This is a genomic window from Pseudoalteromonas sp. H103, from assembly GCF_001469205.1.
In the GTDB taxonomy this organism is placed as follows: Bacteria; Pseudomonadota; Gammaproteobacteria; order Enterobacterales; family Alteromonadaceae; genus Pseudoalteromonas; species Pseudoalteromonas carrageenovora.
In genome coordinates, this window is record NZ_LOFG01000001.1 from 386,515 (window position 1) to 411,778 (window position 25,264).

The following is a 25,264-nucleotide window of genomic DNA, read 5'->3' on the forward strand; positions in this document are numbered from 1 at the left end:
AGGTAATAAAGTTAATTGGGGCATAAAAAAATGCCACCTTATTTACAAGGTGGCAATTATTAATAACGTTTAGTTAGGTTTTCGGTTCGCCAGATAGATTTTCTTCTTGTCTGAGGTAACCAGCAGCTTCCTCGTCGTCTTTCGTGATAGCTTGCTGAGTAGGCATAGCTCGAGTTTGCTGGTTTAACTGATGTATTTGTGATGCGTTACCTAAATCGCGTTCACTCGTAATTGAAGCAATAGACTCGCGGTCTTTCAAAAATGCAATTACATCATTTTTAATAGCTTGTAACTGGCCTTCGTCTTTATGCATTTCCATAATATGGCGGGGGTGCTCTAAGTTTTTCATACCTGTTGCTGCAAATGTTGTAGAAATAACACGAGAAACAATTATCCAAGGCGTTATGCTACTGCGCACTAATGTATTTTCAGAGCGAGTGCTGTCGTGTATACCTGTACCCGTTGAAATTTTAGATTCGGTAAATGTACCTTCGCATTTAAAGTACACAAGTAATGACTCAAATTGCATTTCAGCAAAAAATAGGTGTGCACTATTAATAAGTAATTGAGCAAATGCTTTTATAAGTATACCTATTAGTAAAAAGTGAAAACTTGTCATAAGTAGTTCACTAAATTGAATAATGTGCTGGTTATTAAATGCTTGTTCAATGGTATTTATGTTTGCCGCATCAACATAGTGGTAAATATTAATAAGCGAGTACGCTAAAAGTACAGTAAACGTTAGCGCCACTATATATAGTAAGTTACCACTTAATAGAGCTAATAAACGAGTAAGTGAAAAGTTTTTACCTAAATCCATAGGGTGTAATTTAGGTTGAATCTCTTGGATCATTTCACCTTTAAAGCCACCTTTACCTTCTATTTGTTCTTGTAATTTAGGGTCTAATTCGCGGTAAACTCTGTTAGGTACTTCTTTATATCGGCGATTAGCCATTACTAAGTTATCAAGGTTTATAAATACTTCATCTGGGTGAACTGATTCTTGCCAATTCTCACGTAGTTCTGAAACTTCAGCAGTAGGCGTTACCGAATTTAAACGTGCCTTTATCATTACAAAAACAAGTGCACAGCTAAGAGTGGCTAATACAATAATTGCTACTAAATAAAGCCCTGCATGAAGGCTAGGTAATTGCTCAAGCCAGTTATCTATTTGCGCTTTACTAATATGCTGCTCTTGCATTAACCACGACATAGAAAGGCCAATAACAATAGGTAAAATAAACGACAAAGAAATAATTTTAGCAAGCGCGCCAGTACCTAAAGCTTCGATGTTTTTTTCTGCATTACGTGAAATAGGTTTGCCTGAAGAGCGCCAAGAAAAAAGCACATAAAACATTAATATGGCACTGTATACAGGAAAGGCTAATTCGCCAGCTTCACCAGTAAAACCTGATAAAGATACGAATGCTACAAGTGCATAAGCAATAAGAGCAACAAGCGTGCTTACCCATGAGCCAAATAAACGCTGAGCAATATTACGAATAGGATAAGGTAAAAATAAAAGCTTAGGGATTAAGCTGTGTAACAAACGTGATAAAAAGCCATTAGGCTCCTTAAACGTACTATTTTTACGACCAACCAGCATTTCTTCAAGAGAATGTGCGGTATAGGCCACTTCCTTTTTTTCTTCTTGGGCGGTCGATGTTTGCGATTTACTAAAGTTATAAGCCAAAGATGTTGGGTGATTTCTACCAACAAAATACTTGAGGGTTGCGTATATACCCGATGATAATGAGCGAATGCCAAGCGCTAATATAAACATGCCAAATATCATTAAAATCCAACCTGCGGTTGCATCCTCTTTTACAGAGCCTGCTGCAATCACAAGTAAGCTCACACCAGCAATAGACTCAATAAGCCCTCTTAGTGCTGTAACTTTACCTTCAAGCTTGAAGGGGTTTTTTAGTCCAAGATCAATCGATCCATAATCAAAAGCCATTGAATTCTCCATTTAAACAGCACCCCCACTTGCGGGGGACAAAGTGTAATTAATCTGAACTTAGGATAATAAATCTATCTCAAGTAGTTATTTTTAGCGCTGAGTGCATCAAGTTTAATCGTAATAGACTCGTTGCTGGCACGTAAGTTCTACCTACTTTTACAAAAACCGAAATAGAATTATTAATATATTAAGTCGTTATAGTTGTTGTTAGTTTTTATTATATATCAATAATCTTGTTCAGTTTGAGGTTATTTTAAAGTGATACATTTTATATTTAGACGCATGCTTTAAATATAATTGGAGGGTAAATGAAGCTAATTTATGTAGATGATAATTTGCCAGGGATCACGCGTAAACTTAAACACAAAAGTTGGCTTTACTTCGATCCAATAGGTAAGCAAATAAAAGAGCAAAATGTGATTGATCGTTTAAATGGATTGGCATTTCCACCTGCCTATAAAAACGCTTGGTTTTGCCCAGAAGAAAACGGACATATTTTAGCGACAGGGTTTGATAGTAAAGGGCGAAAACAATACCGCTATCATCCTGAATTTAGAGCGCAACAAGAGGCTAAAAAATACCAAGCATGTGGAGTGTTTGGTAATAAACTTCCTTTGTTAAGAGCACGTTTAGAAACAGACTTACAAGGCGATGAGCTTAATATTGAACGTACTTTAGCGGCAGTTGTAAGGCTTATGGATTTAGGTGCGCTGAGAGTAGGTAATGAGCGTAACGTAAAGCAAAATAAAAGCTTTGGCGCTACAACATTACGCACACGCCATGCAAAACTCACGGGTAAAAATATTCAGCTAAAGTATCGGGCTAAATCAGGCAAGGAGCGTGAAGTAAATATAACCGATAGAGTGCTTAGCCATGTAATAAAGGACCTACAAGATTTACCCGGCCAGCATTTGTTTCAGTATATATATGAGGGTGAGCGCACTAATGTTACATCAAGTGAAATAAATCAATATATTCAGCAAATAATGGGTGAAGATTTTAGTGCAAAACATTTTAGAACTTGGCGAGCAAGCGTGATTGCATTTAAACAATTAGCTAAAGCCAAAGGAGCGCTTACTTTAAAAAGTATGCTTGATAGTGTCTCCGAGCAACTGGGTAATACTCCCGCTATAGCACGTAAATCATATGTGCATCCTGATTTAATTACGCTGTGCAAAGAAGATGAAGATACTCAAACTGCGTGGAGAGAGTCTCTTTCATTACCACGAAAAACGAAGTACTTGAGTCGTTATGAACGTGGTTTTTTAGCTTTTTTAAACGATTAATTGCCATAGCAACTTTACACACTTAAGCATATTAATTACATATTCACTAATCTAATTAATTAACGTTTTAAATATAAAGTTTTAAAAAGTCATTAAGTTTCAAGTGTTTATTTTTAAAGTTTAATTTGGCATTACCGTTGCACCTCCAGTGTACTACTTAGTGGTAAGTACAAAAGCATTTATCAACGATATTTAGCGAGGAGGTACACAGTGAAGGGGTCATTTTCAAATCAAGCGTTTGCCAAAGCAAAGCGTTTAACTTTAAAAACTGCATTGTTTATTAGCATGAGCGGCTTATGCTCAGCACCAACTCTCGCTGCAAATGAACTTGAGAGTGCGGTGCTCGCTAACTCTTCACTAACTACTTACAACTCACAAAAGTACCTACAAGCTGATGACAACTATTACTTTGATCAGTATTCAGCGCAATTAATTGAACGTACAGAGAAAGCCATTAATTGGTATCAAGAAATAGTTAACAACGGTGGTTTTACACACTTATATAGCGACGAATTGCTTGAACTAGGCAGTAATAGTAAAGAGGTGAGCTTACTTGCACAGCGTTTATACCAAGAACGTGACTTAAAAAATAATACGTGCGACGAAACCATATGCATGTTCGATAAAGATATAGAGCAAGCTGTTAAGCAATTTCAAAGCCGCCATGGTTTAAAAGCTGATGGCCGAGTGGGTAAGCGTACTTTTGCTTCGCTTAATATACCCGCAAAGAAAAAACTCGATAAATTAAAACTTAACTTTTATAGAATAACTAACTTTGCAGGCGCAAGTGATGAGCAATATGTGTATGTAAATATTCCTGAGTACAGCTTACGATTTGTAAAAGCGGGCGATGTAAAATTAAAAAATAACGTAATTGTAGGTAAACCAAGTTGGGAAACGCCTGCATTTAGCGACGAAATAGAAAAGTTTGTAGTTAACCCTGAGTGGCGTATACCTACCTCAATCGCTACCAAAGAAATTGCTCCAAAGGTCGCCGAGGATCCTGATTACCTTGTAAAAAATAATATTGAAATTAGAAAAAACAGCTACCTAGACTCACAAACTATTAATCCTAGCCATATTGATTGGGATTCTATTAAGCCATACCAATTTGATCACTTTTTAGTAAAACGTGCTGGTAAAGAAAACCCTCTAGGAGAGGTTAAGTATTTATTCCCTAACGCTGAAGCAATTTATGTTCACGATACACCTGCAAAGCAGCGCTTTAGCCAATCAAATCGTGCTTTATCGCATGGCTGTATAAGAATAGAGCAACCCTTTTCGTTAGCGCGTGAAATCATTAAGCACGAAGGAGAGGCACAAACACTTAATCATATAGACAGCGCACGTACTCAAAACAGTACTCAAACGTTTCATTTAGATGAGCCTCTTCCTATTCATTTAGTTTATTGGACTGCATGGGTTGATGAAAATAAGTTGGTTAACTTCAGAGATGACATTTATCAACGCGATAAAAAAGCATTATTAAAAAATGATGAGCAGTCGGTGATTGCCGCTTTGTTAAAAAATAAATAATGAGAGGGTTTATGCAATTTATTCATTATATTTCTATCGCCATATTCACACTTATATTTAGCAATCATGTATTTGCTGCAGCACCTACAAAGGCTGCGCATCAGGTGGTTGATATAAAAAATAAAGCTAACTTTGAAGATGCAGAATTTAGCCTAAAAATTAACGATATAGTTATGCCATACTCCGTGTTTTCGGTATTCGTAATGCCCCAAGAGCAAGTTGAGTTTGAGGTGCTTTTTGCCCAGTCAAAAAATGCCTACACGCTAATTAATACCCAAGGGAAATCGAAGCTTACAGACACCAACCGTTGGCAATGGCAAGCACCCAAAGAGTCTGGTTTAACAACGGTAATTATTGAGTCGCCCGATAAAAAACAGCGTATGAAAATCAACGTTTTTGTAAAAGTACCCGCAGACAACGTTGAAGGAGGAAAGCTCAAGTATTACCATATTGGCCACTACCCTAAACCTTCACAAATTAAAGACACTGCTCATTACATAGTGCCCGATGGCTTTGTGAAGGTGACGCCTGGAAATGAAAACGTAAAAATTTCACCTCACTTTTCACTCAAAGAGTTTGTTAGTAAGCAGCGAAGTAAGCACCCAAAGTATTTATTTTTACAAAATAAGTTACTACTTAAACTAGAAAAAATACGTAAAGAACTCATTTTAGAAGGCATACCTGTTAGTAACATGGTGGTTATGAGCGGTTATAGAACCCCTTACTACAACAAATCAATTGGTAATGTAAAACTCAGCCGACATGTATTTGGCGATGCTGCCGATATTTTTATAGATAACGATGGTAACTACCGTATGGATGACATAAATAACGACGGTAAGCATTCAATAGGGGATGCTAAAGCGATGGCCGATATAGTTGAGTCGTTAGCTAGACGAGAGTCATTTAAAGGTTTACTAGGTGGATTAGGTATTTATGGGCCTAAGTCGCACAGAGGCGCATTTATACATGTTGATACGCGTGGTTTTAAAGCGCGTTGGGTGAGTAAGTAATTGAATTAGTTTGACTATTATTGATAGCAAAGGGATTGCGCAAGTACTGACTAATGGGTAATGTTGGTTTTCACTTTATTTAAAAGTATTGAACGCCTGCTAGTGGTCAATACTCTTTCTTTCAGCGATGAGGTTTATAACACGTTGCTCTTTCATCGTTGCACTACTTTCTTCTAGTAATATATCGCTAAAGCTTGGGTCATATAGCCTAGGCCTACTGAAATTACGTAAAACTGACACGACCCACGTAGAAGATGCATTGGAATAATTATCTTCTGACGCTTTAGCCTCAGCACTTTTCAAAAGTTGATAAACTTTGATTGCGCGCTCTGGGTATGTGTAATCATCAATTGTCATCCAAGCTTCACGTAGCTCTTGGAGTGAATAATTTAAATAGTCTATGTCCATATAATTCTCCATTAAACATAAAAAGGTCTCTATACGTAGGGCTTTTGAAAAATAATGTGTTTTCAATTACGTTTTAAATAGTCTATTGCAGCATAAACGTTTCGTACTCTAAATCTTCAAATTGTTTAGAAAGCCAAAATAGCCCAACAACAGAGGTAATTATAGTGGCTAACGCAAAGCCATAACCATAAAACTGTGGCCCTAAAGCAATTGAAAGTAAGGTTAAAACTACATTTATAACTAAAAATAATCCAGCCAAAAACAGCACGGTTGAACGTTTATCTAAATAAAATAAAATGTTTAAAATAGATAAAAATATAACTTGTACACCTACACCAACTACATCAATAAATAACAGTGTTTTATAATTTGGGTCAATACCTATAAAGGTAAGTATTTGTTCACCCCATAATAATAAGCATGCAACGGTAATACCTTGAATTTTAAATATATCATAAAGCCCAGAACGAGCAGTTTGGATCATATTATCTTTCAAATAGTAAATTTCTTCTAACGATGAGCCTTCACGAATAGCGGTATAAAAACGGTCGTACTCTTCGACAAAGTCGGTTTCCATTTTTACTAAAAACACCGCCATACCAGGAATAATTGAAAGGTAAGCCAAAAATATAGGTAAGTCGTAAATTGGGCTGGCTCTCAACGTGCCAATAATTTGAATTGATGTGCTAGGCGAGTACCAAAAAATGATCTTATCAGCCCATACACCAATGTTATAAAATAGCCCACAAAAAAATAAGCTGTAATACACCTGTTTGTTATTTAAAAAATCAAAGCTTATAAACTTCTCACCTGGGTAGCGACGAATAATCATAAATAAGAAGCTAAAAAAGAGTAAAGCCTCTCCTGCAAAAAAGGCAAAAAACAACCCATCTATTTGCCAGTCTCGTAGTAAAAAAGCCAGTAACACCATAAAGCTGTAACCACTGAGCATAGTAACGAGTATTAGCCTGTACTCTTTCATTCCGGAGAGAAATATAGCGCCTAACCATTGATTACATAAGCTTATAAAAGCGCCTAAAATTATTATTTTAGTGACAACTGGCAAGGGTAATAATGGCCACACAGCTAGTCCTACTAATAGTGCCGCTATAGTCGTAACAAGTTGTGCGCCAAGCAAGTTAGGCAGTACCTTTGCATCTTCTTTTTGAAAAAATAAATCAGCAATAAAGCGAGTTAAGAGCAGCTGTAGTCCACCGGTTAAAATAAGTGATGCTGCCATCATGTAAGTTACAAGCGTTAAAAACTGAATGATCAGTACTTTTGGCAGTACTATTCCTAAACTTAATATACCAATAAGCATTAGCGCTACAATTGAAAGCAGCCAAGGCCCAGAGCCAATTAATCCAGCATAACCATAAGCTTCAAAAACTGAGAGTAGGGTGTTCTTTTTGAGAATTTTACGTATCTCAAAACCTATTCCGGCCATGCCATTGTATCCTTATAAAGTTTATCGTAACGGGCAAACATGTGGCTCTCGTCATAAAATTTTCGCACACGGGCTAAGCCGCTTTGTTGATACTCTAACCACATTTGGTCATTAGTTAGCATGTTTGAAATTTGCAGTGCAGTTTCGCTTGGAGAGGCAATTGAGACTACTTCGCCGGCTTTACCAAGAGCTTTGTCTTGTTCGGTACCGCCTTCTATTATTTCACGGCATGAGCCTACATCACTGGCAAGTACCGGTACACCTGCAGCCATTGCTTCTAAAAGTACTAATGGCTGCGCTTCAGAAATAGAGGTAAGCGCTACAATTCCTAGCTTTGGTAAAATTTGAGCTATATCTTGCATACCAGTAAATTTAATGGTGCTTTGTAAGTCTAAACTGCCTACGAGTAGCTGGCACTCTTTGTAATATTGCGGGTCTTCTTCAAAGGGACCTATGATCCAGCCTTCAACATTTGGCAGGCTTGACTGGGCTTCTTTAATAGCACGTATAAAGGTTTTAATGTCTTTTATAGGCACTACGCGACCTATTAATCCTACTACGGGTGGTATTTTGTTAGGTCGCTTTGCTAGAGATTCAACAAAGCGTGAGGTTTTTATACCATTAGGTACAACAAAGGCTTTATTTGGTGTTGCGCCATCTTTTATTTGGCGCTGCCTGTTTCCCTCATAAAGGGAAATAATTTTGTCGGCTTCTTGATACGTTGTACGGCCAATTTGTTCAAAAAAGCTGATCCACATACGGCGTATAAAGCCCATCTCGGTATTTAAGTTTTTTCCTAAGCTTTGCTCAGACTCTTTAATCCAACTGGCTTGAATGAGATCTATTTTTCGCTCTTTGGTATAAATACCATGCTCCGTTAGCAAAAATGGTGTGTTACTTATTACACTGGCACCAGCACCTAAAATACCTGCATAGCCGGTAGATATAGAATGAATGAGTTTAACGTTAGGGAGCTCGCGTGCAATTTCGGCTATTTTAAATAACGGTTTGTATAAATTACGATACGACCAAAAAAAGTCGATAAAAGAAGATTCATCACAATATTTTAAGTAGTAATTAGCTAGTACTTGCCACGATGATTCGCTGTATAAAAAGTCAGCTTCGTTTATGCCATCCTTTTTAGCTAATGTTTCAAAAGCAAATTTTAGCAGTTCTGTAGGTATAGGCTCGTTGCAGTCTCTAAAGTAGCTTTGTAGTTGCTGCCAAAAATCAAATAACTCTTTTTTATACTTAACGCCATGTTTAGCTTTAATGTCAGTATTGTTATTTTCAACTAAATAATGGACATGTAATTTGGTTACATTTTTAGGCAGTGTATATTGAATTTCGCCATAATGCTCAGGCACTCCACCAACAAAGATCAGTTCAAAATTATAATGAGGAAGCCCTTCAATAATTTGATGAACCCAGCTAGAAACCCCCCCACGCACGTAAGGGTAAGTACCTTCTAAAAGTAGCAATATATCGGCGTTTTTATTGCTCATGCCAGTACTCCTGTAGATGACGTAGCTCGCTACCTTTAGGCTGCATAGGAAGCTCGTTTAGGTAGCGTTTACAGTCATCAAACTTGTTCATACAAAAAGCAACTTCGGCTTTATAAGGGAGAACATGACGCCTTGCCATGCCCGACTCAGTTGCTTTGAGTAAGTACTCATGGGCTATTTCGTATTTGTCTAAGGCTAAAGATATACGTCCTAAAAATATAAAAGTTGCAGGTGTTGTTACGTGCTCAACACTTTGCAATGCAAGTACTTCGGCTTTTTCTAAAACGTATTTTCGAAGAGCACCTTGGGCTAAGCCTAAATAGCTAAGTTCCCAATAAAGTTCGGCTAGTTGTTTTTGTAAATTACTTAACTTTGGCTGCTTAGTAGTAATGGCTATTTCTTGCTGATACAAACTGATTTTTTCGTTAAGTTTGGTTTCTTTACCATCAAGGGTTGAGTAGGCGAGTAGTCGAATATCATCTTCTAAATCTTTAAGTGCTAGCTTTAAAATAGGAATAGCTTGTGAGTCACTCATGTGGCGAGCGGCCATCACAGCGCTTAAGCGTTTATTAGGCTCACTGGCATGTTTTAAAATTGCTTTTAAGCCGCCAATTGAGTAGGTAGGTGTTGCAGCGATAGCTCTGGCTTCAAAGGGGAGCTCAGGTATTTTATGCTCTTGTATTTCTATATCGTCATTTTTAAGTGGTTTACAAAGGGCGTACGTAATCGCAAGTACTACACCAATAACTCCTAGTACAGGTAATGTAAATAACAGTAAAAATAGTAATAAAAACGCGCTAAAAAGTGTGGTTTTATATTTTTTAGGTATAAAAATATAACTAACAATAGTAAACAAAGCGCTCGCCATAGCGTGAAGTGATATTGCCAGCAGCCAATTAGGTTCTTTTAGAACTTCCATTAGTGCAAAGTATTGGCAAATACACCCTAAAATAGCGGCCACTATAATTATAATCATGACAGTGAAACCATTCTCTTTATGTCATCAGGGCTTACAGGTAAAGAAACTTGTTGCTCAATAACAATATCAAGCTCAGCTAATGTATTACCCGTACGCTCTTTACACCAGGTGTTCATACGGGCAATAAAGCCAGCTTTTTCAAGCTCATCAGCAAGGGGCATTAATAGCAATAACACTTGGTTTTCATTGTCGTATAAGTAAATGTCTAAACCACGGCGAGCTTCATTTAAATACCCCATAAGTTGGGTCGATTTATCTGAAATACTCATGGCTTTTATTTTGAGCAACTGTGATGGAATGTTGTAGCGTTTGGCTTCTTTGTTTGCACGTTTAATTTGGCTAATAAAGTAAGGTGACTCTTCTTTATTCATAACTGGGTTTGTTATTTCATGGCGAAGTAGGTCGCCAATGTGCCCAGCCATTACGGCAAGAAGTGTAAGTGTAGTGTTTTTGAGCGCAAAAAATTGTATTTTTTCGACCAATATAGCGCCATAAATAGTGTTGTTTACATCTATTAAAGGAATAGCAATATGATACTTGCTTAGGCCCGATGATGCTTTTTCATCTTTTACAGATACAAGTTCTTTTTCTTCAAACATGGCAATTACAAGTGGATCATTCGCCTCTGGTGTCCCCATTTGGCCAATGCTTGCAAGGGAAGGCTCTAAAATAGTATCGTTTTCTACTTTGTATAAAGCCGCTTTTTCAAGCATGCCGTATTCTACAAACAAATCGATAATTTTTTGCGCAGCACTGTCCAATCGTCTTTCTTTTAAGTGGCCTATAGAGGTTCTTACTGCTTGCAAAGATTCGCGCAAGCTCAGAGTATGACCTGCTAACATTTGCTCTATTTTATCGTGCGATGAGCTAATTAAATGATATTGGCGAGTAAAGGTTTCTAGTCTGTCAGTAACGTATTCAAGCTCAATACTTTGCTTTTGGTTAGTACGCTCCCATACATCTCTAAATTCGCCGGCAATCATAATAACAATAATATAGCCAATCATAGCGTTAATATTAAACCCACTTTGGGCAGATAAAATAGTTACTTTTAGTAATAACAATTGCCCTATAAGCAAGCATAAAATGCTAATAAAACCTTTTGAAAAACCATAGCGCAAAGCAACTAATAATGGGCCAAGTACTGGCCACGAAAAGCCTCCCTCAGTCCAAAAAGGGTCTTCGGCGTTAAATAATACAGGCAGCCCTAAAGCAAGCGCGGTAAATATTATTACCTCAGCCCATATTTGTAGCTCAGGAACCTCTCTGGGTCTAAGGAAATGTGTTTTCACTCACTAACCTCTATGTACGAAATTAAATCGGCAATCACATCTTGTGCTGTTGCAGCAATACTATCTCGACCCCAGCCACTTTTAGCTATAGTGCCAGTCCATACAGGGGTTGTTTGTCCATTAACGCTAAGCGATAGAGTGAGTGCTACAACCGGTTCGCCATCAAGGCCTGCTTTATAACGCCACTCTTCAATACTGCCAGATAAAACATAATCGGCTTGTTGAGTGCTTAACCATTGCATTGCATTATCTAAACGGTATTGATCATCAAGAGGTGGGAGTTCTTTGGTATTAACGCGAGGGGCGCGAATTAATGCCGGTAATTTATTTTGTTGCCAAATGCTGGCTAAAATATCTTCAGCACGTTCACCAGCCAGTGGGGTTTGTGCATGATTTACAAGCGGTAATAAAGCCACAGTAGCACTTGGATTTAGCTCTACATCATCAGCCACTCTGCTGGTGGTACACGCTGATAATAGTAATACCAAACACGGTATAATTAAACGAAACATACTCTCTCCTAACATTTAAAAATGTACGTAATAACCTAATTGTAATTGTGTATCTGAGTTACCCACTTTATTACTACTTTGATAACCCAGCTGTAATTTAAATAAATCGTCGCCCAGTACAGACCAACCTGCGCCACTTGAAACTGATACATCAACCGTATCGTTTAGTGTTTGATAACCCGTACTTATATCGAATAACCATGATGGGCTTGCACCTAAATAAGGTGGTTCTAATGAGCCCGTTGAAGCAAATGAAGTACCTAGCGCAAAGCGTCTAAAGGGTTGCAGATCAATTCTAAGTGGTCTTTGTTCTGTATTTATTAATGCGTTAACGCGTTCAAAGTCTTGCCATTGGGCGCTAAAATACGCATTCCAAATTGGACGACCTTTTAAAATACTGTACTGGTAACGGGCGTTATACTCTTGGCCGTTAATTAATGAACTGCCATTATCTCTTTGAGAAAATGACATTGCTGCTGCAGACAGCTGCACGTTTTGTCTATTATCAATATTGTAGTTAACGTAGGCCGTTGCTTTATCTAATTGGGCATAGCTAAGTAGCGCTTCGGACTGGCGATTCTCTACGTTATATTCCAGCTTTAAACCGACTTGTGTACGCGCATTCCACTGATAACGTGAATCTAAACTTAGGCCTTGGCGGCTTGCAAAACTTCCCTGGTGGGAGTCAATTTTGGCATCAAAGTACCAACGGCCTCGCGTTATTTTGTCTTCAATAGCAAACAGCAATCCGTTGTTATTTAAGTTTTGCTGATCGCTAATACTAAGCTTCCATTGACCGTTAGCGTACGGAAAGTAAACATTTACATCGTATTGGCTGCTATTTAATCCGGCTTCTGGGGAGAGGTTAACTTCAAGCGCTCTAAAGTACGATGTACGAGCATTTCTAAGTAAGCTTAATTGTGATTCGTTAGGCTCATCGGTTAGCTCTTCGTACCATCGCTGCATAGTGGCATAAGGCTGTTTTAAATAAAGCAGTGCATTAAGTTCATCAAGTTTACTTAGTGAGCCTTCAGCCATAAGCTGTTTAACTTTATTAAATTCACCATTGGTCATATAAAGTTGAAGCTTTTGCCAAGGCTCTAATTTTGTTGCGGCGCGCCTTGCAAGCCACCAATTTGTTTGCGGCTCGCCTATGGTGTCTGGGGCTAATTCATCCATTGTATTGAGCTGCATTAAATGAGGCATCGCCATAGCGCCTGCCCAGCGAAACATTAAGCCTCTGTACGCGTATTTATCTTTTGGTAAATGCTGTAATAAATAATGATTTAACTCAGCTGCGTTTGCGTAATAGCCCAATTGCCTCATTACGTCAGCTAAGTTAACTAAGGTTGTTAAGTCGCTAGGGTCGCTTATGGCTAATTTACGCAGGTAAAAATACGCGCTGTTATATGATTTTTGGTGTATTGATAAGCTAGCTAAAAGCTGTGTCCACTCGTAACTCGGATCATTTTGAGAATAGTTAGCTAAAATACGCTCTATCATCACGGTATCGTGCATTTGTAGTGCGAGCCAACCTTGCGCTAACACAACATCTGGATTGTATTCACTCAATTTAGCCGCACGATTTAATGTAGTGTACGCATAATTTAAGTCACTTTGATTTTGATACCAATTAGAAAGCAACAACCATGCAGGGTAGAGCGCTTTGTTATAGCGCTGTTTATCAAGTTCTGCATGAATACGCGCAATCGCTTTTGCATCGTTAACTTGCGTACTAAGCAGTGCTATTTGGATGAGTTGCCGGTCTGTTTTACTTTCGTTGCTCCATAAATATTCAAGTAGTTCTTGTGGTTTACCTGCAAAGCGTAATTGTTGGTAATGAAGCATATCACCGACACTTAAAGGGCTAATCTTTTTCAGTTGCTCAAGCGCATATAATTCCTGGGCTTTATCTTGTACTCGCATAGCCATATCTACTTGGGCACTCCAAAATTCATCATCTGAACTTTGTTGCTTGTTTTTGAGCACTTGCAATGCAGTGTTAAAGTCGTCTTCTAGCCAAAATGCACGGGCAATCCACAGTAAATCTTCCTCATTTTTAGGGCCCGTATACGTTGGCCATAAAGATCTTAAACCTTTTAAGTTTCCTGTATCGTGCAGTACTTTTGCTTTCCAGTACTGAGAAAGTGCACTTTTGCCATTTATTTGCTCAAACCGCTCTATATGGTTTAGTTCTTGTTTTGGATTACCAATATACTCATTGGTTTGCATCCATTTCGCAAACCCGTTTCCTCTAAGCTTTCTATTTTGTGCTTTATATTCGTAAATTTCGTTCGCATCTTGATACAAGTACAGCGCGTTAGCATCGTTAATACTATCGGTGAGCATAGCTGCAGTTACAGCTCGGTTAGCCATTAACCATTTAAATTCTTTTAGCGCTTCTTTTGGCTTATTTTGCCAGCGCTTAATTTTCCAATTAAGCAAATGAAGCTCTTTATCATTTGGGTTTTTTAATAATAGCTTTGCTAATAACTGCTCTGCACCTTTTGCATCACCACTTGCTAAACGCAGTTGCATAGCTTGTGTTAAATACTGTGTGTTATTAGGTTGTGCTTTAAGTAATACTTCAATAGCTTTAGCGGCATCTTCAGTGTTACCAGCTAAGTTAGCTAAATAAAGAGTGCGTTTAATGTTGTTTGCATCGCCATAGGTTTTCCACCAGGTGTAAGCTAGTTCTGGGCTATCTGCTCCTAAGGCGGTTTCAATAGCTTTTGTGGCTATATCAGCATTTATATAGTGTTTATAAATGGCCAACGCCTTTATTGGCATGCCAGCACTTAGCCAATAATCGGCTGCAATAAGAGGCTGGTTGTTTTGCGCGTAGTATTTTGCCACTTTTTCGTTTAAGCCAATTGCTTTAGCTATTTTGAGTACTTTTTCATTCCAGTTATTAAACGCAGTAATTTTAAGCGAAAGCTCTTCTAACCTGTCATCTTCTTTAGCGCCGCTATCTACCCACAATGCATAAAGGAGCCTTATTTCAAGCTCTGTTTTTCTTTCACTTTTAGGAAGTTTATCTAGCTCGTTAGTTGCCTGTGAATATTCACTTAGCCCAATATGTAGCTCTATTTTTTTTGCACGCAGCTTTTCGTTATTTGGGTCGGTATTAAGTGCCGCATTTAAGTATGACTTCTCAAAGGTGTAATCTTGCGAAAGTGCATCATCTTCAAAAAATAAAGTGTGCGGAAACAAAGCATAAAGTGCAAAACAACTAACGGCTAAAATAGCTAAAATTGTTTTAACAGACACTAAATGAGGGCGTTTTTTATTATTCATTAAAATGCACCTCTTTTGCAGTTTAAGTAACCGTAAAATTGACCTTCTGGCAGCTTAAACTGTGTTATTTTACCGCGTGAAGTCCCTTTAAAACGTTTACCCATATGGGAGATAAATTCACAAGAACGTGCATTAATTAGATCTAACGTAGCGGGTACCCATGCCTTAAAGCTTACAGGTCCATTAACTTGCCATGTATCAATAGCAACGTTTGCCGATGCTAAATACGGACTATTATTGGTTTGTGTATGGTCAAAGCTTAACTGTGCTATATCGTCAGTTATGTGGATGTAATCGCCTTTTTGTGTAACACCTGAAATCCCCGTACTTTGGGTAACATTAGGTACATCAAAGTCACTTGGAATACGTAAAGTACGAATGCTTTTTGAGCTAAATAGCCACTCGTCATCACTGTTTTTTGCAAGTGCTGAAAAATAAAAGTCTTTTGCTATTTTTGCATAATCACTTAAATGCACTGGTGTATTTGGCCTCGCTAATACGTAGTCTATGTTGTGCTTTAGTGCTTCAAGCCCAGCAGGCACTTCTGCAGAATAAAAGTGAAAATAGATAGTGTATGGCTTTAATCTGTATGGTTTTTCTGTTATTTCGAATGTTTCTGTTAGGCGCCTAAATCCATAATAAGGGCCGTGCCATAAGTTGGTGTAAACGTTTTCGTTAAGGATTGGCGCGTAAATTTGATAAAGTAAATCACGCTCAGGCCTGCCAATTGGCGATACGTGTGTAAGGCTAGGATTATCTGCATTTACATCGGTATTGCCGCCATTAACATTGAGTACGCCAGCATCGCGAGCAAGCTCAAGTGCTTTAGGGCCTGGCGTTGCATCTCCTGACCAAAGCATCATGACTGTTTTTTTGTTTTTAGGTGTTAGCTTCTCATCAATATATTTTATTGAATCAGTAATTTCTTTTTTAAGGCTAATGCTATTGTAACCTGGTACATCTAAGTGAAAACCATAATCGGTATCATCTACATCTATTTTTTTACGCCCAGAAAGAGCAGTCCAAAAATACGGATGACTATAAGTATGTGAAGCGACCTCTACGTAAGGCAGGGCAAAAATATCACGCGCTATGGCTTCAAGTTTAGGGCTCATTTTTGAGTGCAAACCGCCTTGTTCAATATCGGCTTGTATTACAGATGAAGTAAGTGGCAGTTTGTAGTGTTCAATTATTTCATCACGAATCACTTCTGCTGAATAAGGTTTACCTGCAAAGTGCGCAACACTTGTAAAACCATCACCATCTATATGAATAGTTAGCATACGTCGGCCGCTAAGGGTGGTGGTATCAGGAACTAAAATAGGCGGTAGCCCCATGGCTTTTGTAAGTAACGTTCGAGGGTCAATAACCCATTTACTGCCTTCCATTGGGAGTGCGTCTATTAACCACGGCGCGACAACTACAGCGCCATATTTTGTTTTTGCGGCTTGGACAACGGCTAAATTGTCTGCCGAATTAATTGTGATTAATGGCGTTGCATTTTTTGAGAGCTTTAAAAAATAAGGTTTAGTAATCGCCGGAGCAGTTGTTGCTTCCCCTTTTAGCCAAGGTTCAAAGTGAGCTAACTCATAGGGCGCCTTTGGTGAGGTATTTAACGACTCTACACCTAATTTTAATAACAGCTTTGATGCATTAGGTAACTCGCCTAAAATAAGCTGTGGTACTACACCTAAATTAGATTCAAGCCAATTTGTAAGTGTTGGAGTATAAAAGGTATCGCTGACTGTCCACGAAATAATACCTGCATGTAGGCTTGGATCCACCAATGGCAGCGGACGCTTTGCCATATCAACGTAATCAGGAATATAGCCTAAGTACTCAATCATGGTGGCTAGTTTTAAATGAACTAGTGTGTATATAAGAGGTTTAACCTTACTGTTATAAGGAATTAAAATTCGCCTAGGTACCGGTTTTATGCTCGATGTGCCCCATGTTTGTAGGTGCCCATCGGTAACCCATGGAGTAAAACCTGCCTGTTTTATTTTAATTGCCATTGCAAGGCGGTTATTTGGCTTTGCATAATCGATAACTTGTACATTAAAACCTAAGGTTTGTGCTTTGTTAAGCTGTGCAATTAGCCATGTTTGATCATCCTTTGTGGTTAACTTATAGCTGTTATCGCTTGGGTTATAATGGCTATATAGACCTTCAGCTACTAAATCGCTGGCGAAGCCCGCCAATTTAGGCAATACCTCAAATCCGCGATTAAGAATAAGGTGTTTATTAAATGTATTCGATAAGTTTTTTATGATGTCTACTAAGCCCGCTTGTTGCTCTGGCTTACTATGTTTAGCATCTAAAAGTTGGTAGCTATCTAAGGTGTCTAAAAACAAACCAGTAAAACCTCGGGCTTTTAATAAAGCCGCGCTGTTTTGCATATGTTGTTGCCAATGCTCTGAGGTTAAATCAGCAATGTGGCTATTCCAGTTGGGGTTTAATGAGAGTGATGATTCACTTTTATTAAATGATTCACCCACACTTAAATAGGCATAAACAGCTATGTTACGTTTTTTAAACCATGCAAGCTCATGCTCAGTTACTAACTCAGGTTGCACTACAACTCGAGAGTAAAAGGTCATTTCCGCCAGTGGCATAGGGGATGAATAGTAAAATGCGATACTATTGTTTGCAGGTTTTGCAAATACATGGACTGATACTAAAAGCACAAGATATAAAAAATACTTCATTAGTAATTCGTTTTTAATAAATTATAACTGTGACTCAAAGTAATGCGTTCCGTTTTAATGCTAGCTATTTGGTATTAGTAAGATAGGATTATTATATGTTAATAAATTATCAATATCTACTGGTGCGTTAACACTTGCACCTATTTCTTATACTAACATGCGCTCCAGATTAACTCATCAAGATTAAAGGGAACTAAGAGGCTTTTATTTGGTGTAAATTAAATAGTTTCAACAAAAATTGCTTATAATTTAACACCTCTAAAAAAGTGATTGTTTATTAAGCATAACATTTATTTTGGCTAGAGGTTTATTAGCTAAACCCCAAGCTGCTTTATTGAGACTAAGGTCTTAATTTTTTATATGTCATTAAGGCATTCTTACGGCTATAATATAAGCCAACAGATCGTGCTAAATGTATGTTCAATCCTATCTTGTTTGTTTTTATTAAGTTTACTCAAGCATTAATAAAACAATGTAAACAATCGTAATTTAACTATTTGCAAATTAGCGTAACAGTAAAAATGTATTTTATTGTTTATGACTATTGTTGCTGCGTTCGGAGAAATAATGAGTAATTTAAGCTTAAAAAACAAATTGTTGTTATTAGCTATTTTGCCACTAACACTACTTTTGATTAGTTTAATGCTGAGCTCTTATTATTTAGAGAATAAAAATCAGCAACAAAATTTTGATGCATTTAAAACCAAGCTTATAAGCGATAAGCAAACTCTTTTACGCACTGAGATAGAAATTGCTAGTAAGGTTGTTCGTTATCAATTAGCCAATGGCTCACAAGAAGATGCAAAAAAAGCCTTAAGAGACTTAACCTTTGGGCAAGGTGGTTACTTTTTTATTTACGATACTAACGGTGTGAGCGTGTTCCATGCTTTGTTAGGTGATGCAATTGAAGGTCAAAACAAGATAGGCATGACCGACCCAAACGGTAAAAAAATTATTGTTGGGTTACTTGAGCAAGCTCGTAAAGGGGGCGGTGCATTTAACTATCATTTTCAAAAACCCGGTACGGCAGGGTTAATTGAAAAAATGGGCTATGCAGCCATGATCCCAGGAACAAACTGGATGATTGGTACAGGCGAGTACATGGATGACATTGATGCTGAGCTAGCTAAATATCGTAATACCATGACACAGCACATGAATGATAAAGTGACGACGCTATTACTAATTGCGCTATTTTGGCTTGTTTTAACAATTGCATGTGCATTAATCGCTGCAAATACCATGGTTAAACCTATACAGCGTATGGTGCAAAGCCTTGATGATATTGCCAAAGGTGAGGGCGATTTAACCAAACGTTTAGACATTGATACTAATGATGAAATTGGTCAACTTGGCGAAGCATTTAATATGTTTGTAAGTAAGCTTCACGGTATAATTGTTAATGTTGTCGATGTAACACATGATGTAAAAACCGCTTCTGGGGATATAAATACACAAACGCAACTAATTGAAAGTAAGCTACTTAATCATAACCACGAGACGGATCTTGTTGCAACTGCTATAACCGAAATGTCAGCAACATCTCATGAAGTAGCACAAAATACGACACAAGTAGCTGAGTCTACCCAAGCGGCAACGCAAGAAGTAGCTAAAGCGCAGGAGTGTGTTGATATTTCACTTAGTGAGGTAAGCCATTTAATGGGTGAGATAAATGTAGCAGCCGAACAGGTTGACTCACTAAGCGATCAATCTAAAAAAATTAATAGTGTATTAAGCGTTATTGGCGGTATTGCAGAGCAAACAAACTTACTTGCATTAAATGCCGCAATTGAAGCTGCACGTGCAGGTGAGCAAGGACGAGGTTTTGCGGTAGTTGCAGATGAGGTAAGAAGCCTTGCGAGTCGTACTCAAGTAAGCACCCTTGAAATTAGTGAAATGCTTAGCGAGCTGCACAACTTAGTATCGGCTGCAGTAGAGGCAATGCAAGCAAGTCAACAAAGCTGTAATCGCTCTGTAGAGTCATCTCGTGCTATTTCCGAAAGCTTAGGTGCGGTTACCAGCTCAGTAAGAAGCATAAACGATATGAGTACACAAATTGCCACCGCAGCAATGGAGCAAAGTAGTGTTACGGAGGAGATAAACCGTAACGTATTTGCTATTCAGGAAATAGTAAATGAGCTTACTATATCAAGTAAAACAACCTCATCAGTTGGGCTTCACTTAGCTGGACGGGGTGAAAATTTAGGCCAGTTGGTTGGTCAGTTTAAAATTTAAATAATGTAAACGTTTTAGCTAAAGCCGCTTATTGCGGCTTTATTTTTGTGGCTTAGTTTTAGCTACTTAGTTTTTATAAAAATTATTGAATTTTTTGTATGCGCTAAGGTCTATCTGCATGCAAATATATCTACATAGTGAAATAGTCATGCCTAATATGCCATCAATTAAACGTTGTACTCGAGATCAGCTTTCACCAGAACAAGATTTAGGGCGTTTAGTGTCTTTTTTACGTTCAAGACTTGCAACTCATGTTGATGCAAAACTACTCCCTATGGATTTAACCTCAGCGCAGTATATTGTCGTGGTATTACTTGCAAGAGAGTCTGTAAATACACTGGCCGGGCTTTGTGAATATATGGTTTATGATCGTGGTGCTATGAGCCGGTTGTTAAACCGCCTTGAAGAAAAAGGCCTGGTTAATAAAACACAATGTGAATTTGATAAGCGTTCAACTATTTTATGTTTGAGCGACAAGGGTAAAGCGCTTTGCCCTGAAATTATGCCCTTAGTTAACGAAGTGTATACACAAGCATTAAATGGTTTTTCTGAGCCTGAAAAAAATCAAATAATTGATTTATTATTTAAAGCCATAAACAACCTAGACACACTGCCAAATGCGCCTCAAAAATAGATTATCAATAAAATAGCGATACTGTTTCAACAAAAAGTTAGCCTGCTAATTACCTGATCTGATTGTGTAGAAATCTCAATCTTGATAATATAGTTGCCTAGGCAATTAAAGTTATCATCTTGTTAGGTTTGTTATGATTGAAAATAATTTGTTAGCACAATTACAGCAGAAATTTCCTGAGCATTCATTTGTGCAACATCACTTAAGTGTTGTTCATAAGGGGCGTTTTGCTAATGCGATTGTATATAGATATAAAGATGACAAATTTGATTTAATAGTAAAAGACTTCAGTCAAAGCCCGTGGTTAATTCGTAAAACATTTGCTCGATTATCTGTTAATCAAGAATATAAAGGTTTAAGCCGATTGGCGCAGTTAGATGCAGTGGTTAATCGTTATAGTCGTTTATCGCCAATAGCAGTGGCATATGACTACATAAAAGGTACACCGCTTAGAAGCCTAATACATGAAGGTAAAACACTGCCAGTTAACTTTTTTAAAGACCTTGAACACCAAGTTGCAAAAATGCACCGCCAAGGCATTGTGCATTTAGATTTGCGAAATATGGGAAACATTTTGTGCGGCAGTGATGGCAAGCCTTACATCATTGATTTTCAGTCAACAATGAGTTTTTCGCGCTTTCCGCGCTGGCTACAACGCTTTATGCGTGGCTCTGATATGTCGGGTGTGTATAAAGCATGGAATAAACTCAGTGATAAGCCATTACCAGATGCCAAGCAAAATTACTTAACGCGTTTTAATCATGTGCGTAAACGCTGGATATTCAAAGGCTACCCAATTCAGCGGGGTTATGCTTGGGGTGCAGCACTCATTACTCAATTTGTAGATTCTGATTTAGTACGCAATATTACCGACAGACTTTAAGTTAAACCACAAACTGTAATTTAAAAACACCGATTTCATTGTGTGATTTTGCCCATGTTAGCTCGCTAATATGGGCTTTTTTTGCTTAAACCAATCTATTTAGCTTATACCAACCTGCATAACTATTTTATCAATTTAACGAATTAAATTGCACTATAACGTCGTTAAAATTTTTTATTTAGAACAACTAGATACAAAAATTTTTGCCTAGTTCTAGCGTAATTTTTTTAACGTTAAATAGACCTCATATATAAGCAGATTGGTATTACTCAGTTTAAAAAATATAAGTGTAAAAATAATCCCTTTGACTGTTTTTCTAATATTTGAAAATAAACATTAGTACAACGTTTAGTTTGCCCATACAATGCGCAAAAATAGCCTGTGCATGTTTATTAAGTTCACGTTTTCTCTGCAATTTTTTATTGTTCAAGTAAACTATAAGCAATGTGCATTTTTAAATTTTAAGGTTTTAAGATGATTGAGTATCCGGTAGACCAGCTCCCACAACTCATAAACGACTTGATGCAATGTGAAACAACAGAGCGAAAAAATAAACTCTTAGCAGATGCACAGTTAACGCTCTCAACAGAGCACTTATCATTACTGTTTGAAGCGATACCTAAAGAGCAGCGTCTTGAAATATGGCAGTTATTAGATGAAGACACGCAACACGAAATTTTTGTTAATTTAAGTGAGGATAGCTGTTTATGGCTATTGCAAACACTCGATGACACCGATGCGTTTAAGTTACTCGACGAAGTTAACGTAGAGGAACTGCTAGAGCTTGAAGAAGTTATCCCAGAGCGTTTTGTTGAGTATGCAAAAAAGCAACTCGATGAAGCACAAACAAAGCAATACGACTTAGCGCAGCAATATCCGCCAGAGCAATTGGGTCACTGGCTAGGTTTTGACTTTTTAAAAGTGTCGGAAAAACTAACCGCCGGTGGTGCTAAAAAGTTATTACATAAAGGCTTACCTCAATACAGTGAAGTTATTTATTTAGTTAGCCGTAAAGGGAGCTTAATAGGTGAGGTGGCTGTAAACGATTTAATTAAAGCCAATGATGGCGATAATTTAATGACGCTTGCCAATCATGACTTTTCATCATTGCATGCTGATGATGATTTATATGAAGCTGCTGAAGTGGTTATTCACTCAGAGCAAATGGCAATGCCGGTAGTTAACGCAGATAATAAACTATTAGGGCGTTTGACGATTGCCTCAGCATACGAGTTACGCCAAGAAATAACCGACGAAGCAGCTGCTAAAGCCGGTGGTTTACGTGAAGACGAAGACCTATTTGCAAGTGTTCGCAAAAGTGCTAAAAACCGCGGTATTTGGTTAGGTATAAATTTAGCGACTGCTTTTTTAGCATCGTGGTTTATCGGTTTATTTGGCGCAACGATAGAGCAAGTAGTTGCACTTGCGGTATTAATGCCGGTAGTTGCCTCTATGGGGGGAATTGCAGGTAGCCAAACCCTTACCGTCATTGTACGTGGTTTAGCGCTTGGGCAGGTTACTGACTCTAACCGTAATGCTTTACTTAAAAAAGAGCTACGAGTAGGTGCTGTAAATGGGTTGGTTTGGGCATTTGTGATAGGTGCGCTTACTTACCTGTGGTTTAACGACATAATGCTGAGCATAACTATTACGGTGGCTATTTTATTAAACTTAGTTGCTGCGTCATTAGCGGGTGTAGTTATACCGTCGATTTTAGACAAAATGAAAATAGATCCTGCGTTATCGGGTTCGGTAATTTTAACCACCGTTACTGATATTGTTGGATTTGTAACCTTTTTAGGCTTAGGCAGTTTGTTGCTTTTATGAGCTTTTTGATCAGGAAAATATAATGACTTTTGATGTCATGATTTGGTGTGCTATTGCGCTGTGTATTTCACAATCAGCAATATTTTCGGGCCTAAACTTAGCGTTTTTTTCACTAAGTAGATTACAGCTCGAGATGGAAAGTGCAAAAGGTAATGAAGCAGCAATTAAAGTGATGGCGCTTCGTAACGACTCTAACTTTTTACTATCGACTATTTTATGGGGCAATGTAGGTATAAACGTATTACTTACATTGCTTTCTGATTCGGTACTTATGGGCGCAAGTTCGTTTTTATTTTCTACAATTGCTATTACTATTATTGGTGAAATAACACCACAAGCCTATTTTTCGCGTAATGCGCTTAAAATGGCAAGCTTGCTTTCGCCGCTTATTAAGTTTTATCAAATACTGTTTTATATTGTAGCTAAACCTACTGCGCTGGTTCTTGATGCATGGCTAGGTAAAGAAGGTATTACCTACTTTGCTGAGAGTGAATTAAGAGGCATTATTCGCAAACATATAGAAGCAGAAGAGGCTGATGTTCAACATGTAGAAGGTATTGGCGCACTTAACTTTTTTAGCCTTGATGAAATAAGTGTCACAAAGGAAGGGGAAGTTATAGACCCTGATTCAATTATTGCACTGCCAACTAAATTAGATTTACCAATATTCCCTGAGCTTACTTTAAGCGCCGATAACGACTTTTTACGTAAGTTACATAAATCAGGCTATAACTGGGTAATTATAACTAATGATGAGGGTTGGCCTTTACTTGTTGTTGATGCTGATGGCTTCTTACGTTCAGCGCTTTTTGAGCCTGACACGTTTGACCCATATCACTATTGCCACAGGCCTATTATAGTGGCTGACGAAACAATGCGTTTAAGCGACGTTATTTTAAAAATACGCGCAAGTCATTCTTTAGATAAGTCGTTTGATGGAGCAATTGATCACGACGTAGTATTGGTGTGGGGCGATGAGAAACGCATTATTACTGGTGCTGATATATTTGGGCGGTTACTCAAAGGTATGAGCGCCCCAAAACTTGAACTTCATGAAAATACAGAAAAGCCGCTATAAAGCGGCTTTTTTATTGTGCAGAGTAGGGCTTATGCCCAGCCTTCGTAACGTTTACGACGCGATAACACAATTGTTAGTATAATACCTAAAAACAGACCTAAAAACGCAATTGCACCACCGTAAGTGAGTAGTTGGCGTTTTTCTTTAGAGCTTGCAGCTTGCTTTTGAACACGCTCTTGTTCAAGAGTCGTTTTAAGCTTAGTAATTTGTGCAGATAACTGCTGGTTTTGATCTGTCAGTGTTTGAGTTTGTTCTTGCAACTGTGGAAGCTCTATTTGTGCTTGGCGTAGCTTTTCTTGCATGGTACTCATTTCACTGCTTAGCGTTTTGTATTGCTGATGTAAGCCTGCGGTTTGTGAAATAAACTTAGCTTCTACCCAGCCTTCACGATCTTTATCGTCTTTTACTTTAATAAAGCCGTTTTCTTCGCTTGATAATAAAGTTAACTGTGTACCTGCATCTACAGAACCCAATAACCGATAATTTTTACCTGCACCCGAGCGCATAAATGTATATAAATTGTCGATAATATAAGCGGTGTTTGCATTTGTTGAATTTGCTGGTTGAGCTTCTTCTGCATGGCTCATAAATGTGGTGGCTGTTAAAAGTAGCCCAAATAAACAGTGTTTTAGCATTTATCTACCTTGTTGGTCTTACCGAG

Annotated in this window: 18 protein-coding genes; 8 read left to right on the top strand and 10 right to left on the bottom strand. The window is 38.0% G+C overall.

Going from position 1 to position 25,264, the window contains the following annotated elements; all coding sequences use genetic code 11:
* Positions 1-73 precede the first annotated feature (73 nt).
* Positions 74-1,960, bottom strand: a complete 1,887-nt coding sequence (locus ATS74_RS01805) for a hypothetical protein (RefSeq protein ID WP_058547228.1) — start codon at positions 1,958-1,960, stop codon at positions 74-76.
* Positions 1,961-2,271: 311 nt separating this feature from the next.
* Between ATS74_RS01805 and ATS74_RS01810 the strand changes: the two genes are divergently transcribed.
* The 3 genes from ATS74_RS01810 to ATS74_RS01820 all read left to right on the top strand — a co-directional run bounded on the left by ATS74_RS01810 (position 2,272) and on the right by ATS74_RS01820 (position 5,798).
* The gene (locus ATS74_RS01810; RefSeq protein ID WP_058547229.1) at positions 2,272-3,249 is read left to right on the top strand and encodes a DNA topoisomerase IB; all 978 of its coding nucleotides are present in this window, start codon (positions 2,272-2,274) and stop codon (positions 3,247-3,249) included.
* 210 nt (positions 3,250-3,459) lie between these two features.
* The gene (locus tag ATS74_RS01815; RefSeq protein WP_058547230.1) at positions 3,460-4,785 is read left to right on the top strand and encodes a L,D-transpeptidase family protein; all 1,326 of its coding nucleotides are present in this window, start codon (positions 3,460-3,462) and stop codon (positions 4,783-4,785) included.
* Positions 4,786-4,796: 11 nt separating this feature from the next.
* Positions 4,797-5,798 (top strand): D-Ala-D-Ala carboxypeptidase family metallohydrolase, encoded by a 1,002-nt coding sequence (locus ATS74_RS01820; protein WP_058547521.1) that lies wholly within the window; start codon positions 4,797-4,799, stop codon positions 5,796-5,798.
* 99 nt (positions 5,799-5,897) lie between these two features.
* On the opposite strand, the gene ATS74_RS01825 is transcribed toward ATS74_RS01820, so the two are convergent.
* The 8 genes from ATS74_RS01825 to ATS74_RS01860 all read right to left on the bottom strand — a co-directional run bounded on the left by ATS74_RS01825 (position 5,898) and on the right by ATS74_RS01860 (position 17,946).
* Positions 5,898-6,206, bottom strand: coding sequence for a hypothetical protein (locus tag ATS74_RS01825; protein WP_058547231.1), 309 nt, complete (start codon positions 6,204-6,206; stop codon positions 5,898-5,900).
* Positions 6,207-6,288: 82 nt separating this feature from the next.
* Entirely contained in the window at positions 6,289-7,653 is a 1,365-nt protein-coding gene (gene pelG / locus ATS74_RS01830) for an exopolysaccharide Pel transporter PelG (RefSeq protein ID WP_058547232.1), read from the bottom strand.
* On the bottom strand, positions 7,641-9,158 hold the full coding sequence (gene pelF / locus ATS74_RS01835; protein ID WP_058547233.1) for a GT4 family glycosyltransferase PelF: 1,518 nt from the start codon (positions 9,156-9,158) through the stop codon (positions 7,641-7,643). The genes pelG and pelF overlap by 13 nt, the downstream gene beginning before the upstream one ends.
* The gene (locus ATS74_RS01840) at positions 9,148-10,134 is read right to left on the bottom strand and encodes a HEAT repeat domain-containing protein (RefSeq protein WP_058547234.1); all 987 of its coding nucleotides are present in this window, start codon (positions 10,132-10,134) and stop codon (positions 9,148-9,150) included. The genes pelF and ATS74_RS01840 overlap by 11 nt, the downstream gene beginning before the upstream one ends.
* The gene (locus ATS74_RS01845; protein ID WP_058547235.1) at positions 10,131-11,429 is read right to left on the bottom strand and encodes a PelD GGDEF domain-containing protein; all 1,299 of its coding nucleotides are present in this window, start codon (positions 11,427-11,429) and stop codon (positions 10,131-10,133) included. Before ATS74_RS01845 ends, ATS74_RS01840 begins: the two co-directional genes overlap by 4 nt.
* A complete protein-coding gene (locus tag ATS74_RS01850; protein ID WP_058547236.1) occupies positions 11,426-11,941 on the bottom strand; it encodes a hypothetical protein in 516 nt (171 codons plus the stop codon). Before ATS74_RS01850 ends, ATS74_RS01845 begins: the two co-directional genes overlap by 4 nt.
* A 15-nt stretch (positions 11,942-11,956) precedes the next feature.
* Entirely contained in the window at positions 11,957-15,238 is a 3,282-nt protein-coding gene (locus ATS74_RS01855) for a tetratricopeptide repeat protein (protein WP_058547237.1), read from the bottom strand.
* Positions 15,238-17,946: an endo alpha-1,4 polygalactosaminidase gene (locus ATS74_RS01860; RefSeq protein WP_058547238.1), complete on the bottom strand. Its 2,709-nt coding sequence runs from the start codon at positions 17,944-17,946 to the stop codon at positions 15,238-15,240. The genes ATS74_RS01855 and ATS74_RS01860 overlap by 1 nt, the downstream gene beginning before the upstream one ends.
* A 567-nt stretch (positions 17,947-18,513) precedes the next feature.
* On the opposite strand from ATS74_RS01860, the gene ATS74_RS01865 reads away from it, so the two are divergent.
* The 5 genes from ATS74_RS01865 (at position 18,514) to ATS74_RS01885 (ending at position 24,603) form a co-directional block, all read left to right on the top strand.
* Positions 18,514-20,181, top strand: a complete 1,668-nt coding sequence (locus tag ATS74_RS01865) for a methyl-accepting chemotaxis protein (RefSeq protein ID WP_058547522.1) — start codon at positions 18,514-18,516, stop codon at positions 20,179-20,181.
* Between the two features lie 118 nt (positions 20,182-20,299).
* Positions 20,300-20,815: a MarR family winged helix-turn-helix transcriptional regulator gene (locus tag ATS74_RS01870; protein ID WP_227006915.1), complete on the top strand. Its 516-nt coding sequence runs from the start codon at positions 20,300-20,302 to the stop codon at positions 20,813-20,815.
* 133 nt (positions 20,816-20,948) lie between these two features.
* Positions 20,949-21,698: an RIO1 family regulatory kinase/ATPase domain-containing protein gene (locus tag ATS74_RS01875; RefSeq protein WP_058547239.1), complete on the top strand. Its 750-nt coding sequence runs from the start codon at positions 20,949-20,951 to the stop codon at positions 21,696-21,698.
* Positions 21,699-22,172: 474 nt separating this feature from the next.
* A complete protein-coding gene (locus ATS74_RS01880) occupies positions 22,173-23,525 on the top strand; it encodes a magnesium transporter (RefSeq protein ID WP_058547240.1) in 1,353 nt (450 codons plus the stop codon).
* Positions 23,526-23,547: 22 nt separating this feature from the next.
* Positions 23,548-24,603, top strand: a complete 1,056-nt coding sequence (locus ATS74_RS01885; protein WP_058547241.1) for a DUF21 domain-containing protein — start codon at positions 23,548-23,550, stop codon at positions 24,601-24,603.
* A gap of 29 nt (positions 24,604-24,632) precedes the next feature.
* Here ATS74_RS01885 and ATS74_RS01890 read toward each other — a convergent pair whose 3' ends face one another.
* Positions 24,633-25,238: a TIGR04211 family SH3 domain-containing protein gene (locus ATS74_RS01890; RefSeq protein WP_058547242.1), complete on the bottom strand. Its 606-nt coding sequence runs from the start codon at positions 25,236-25,238 to the stop codon at positions 24,633-24,635.
* Positions 25,239-25,264: the final 26 nt, after the last annotated feature.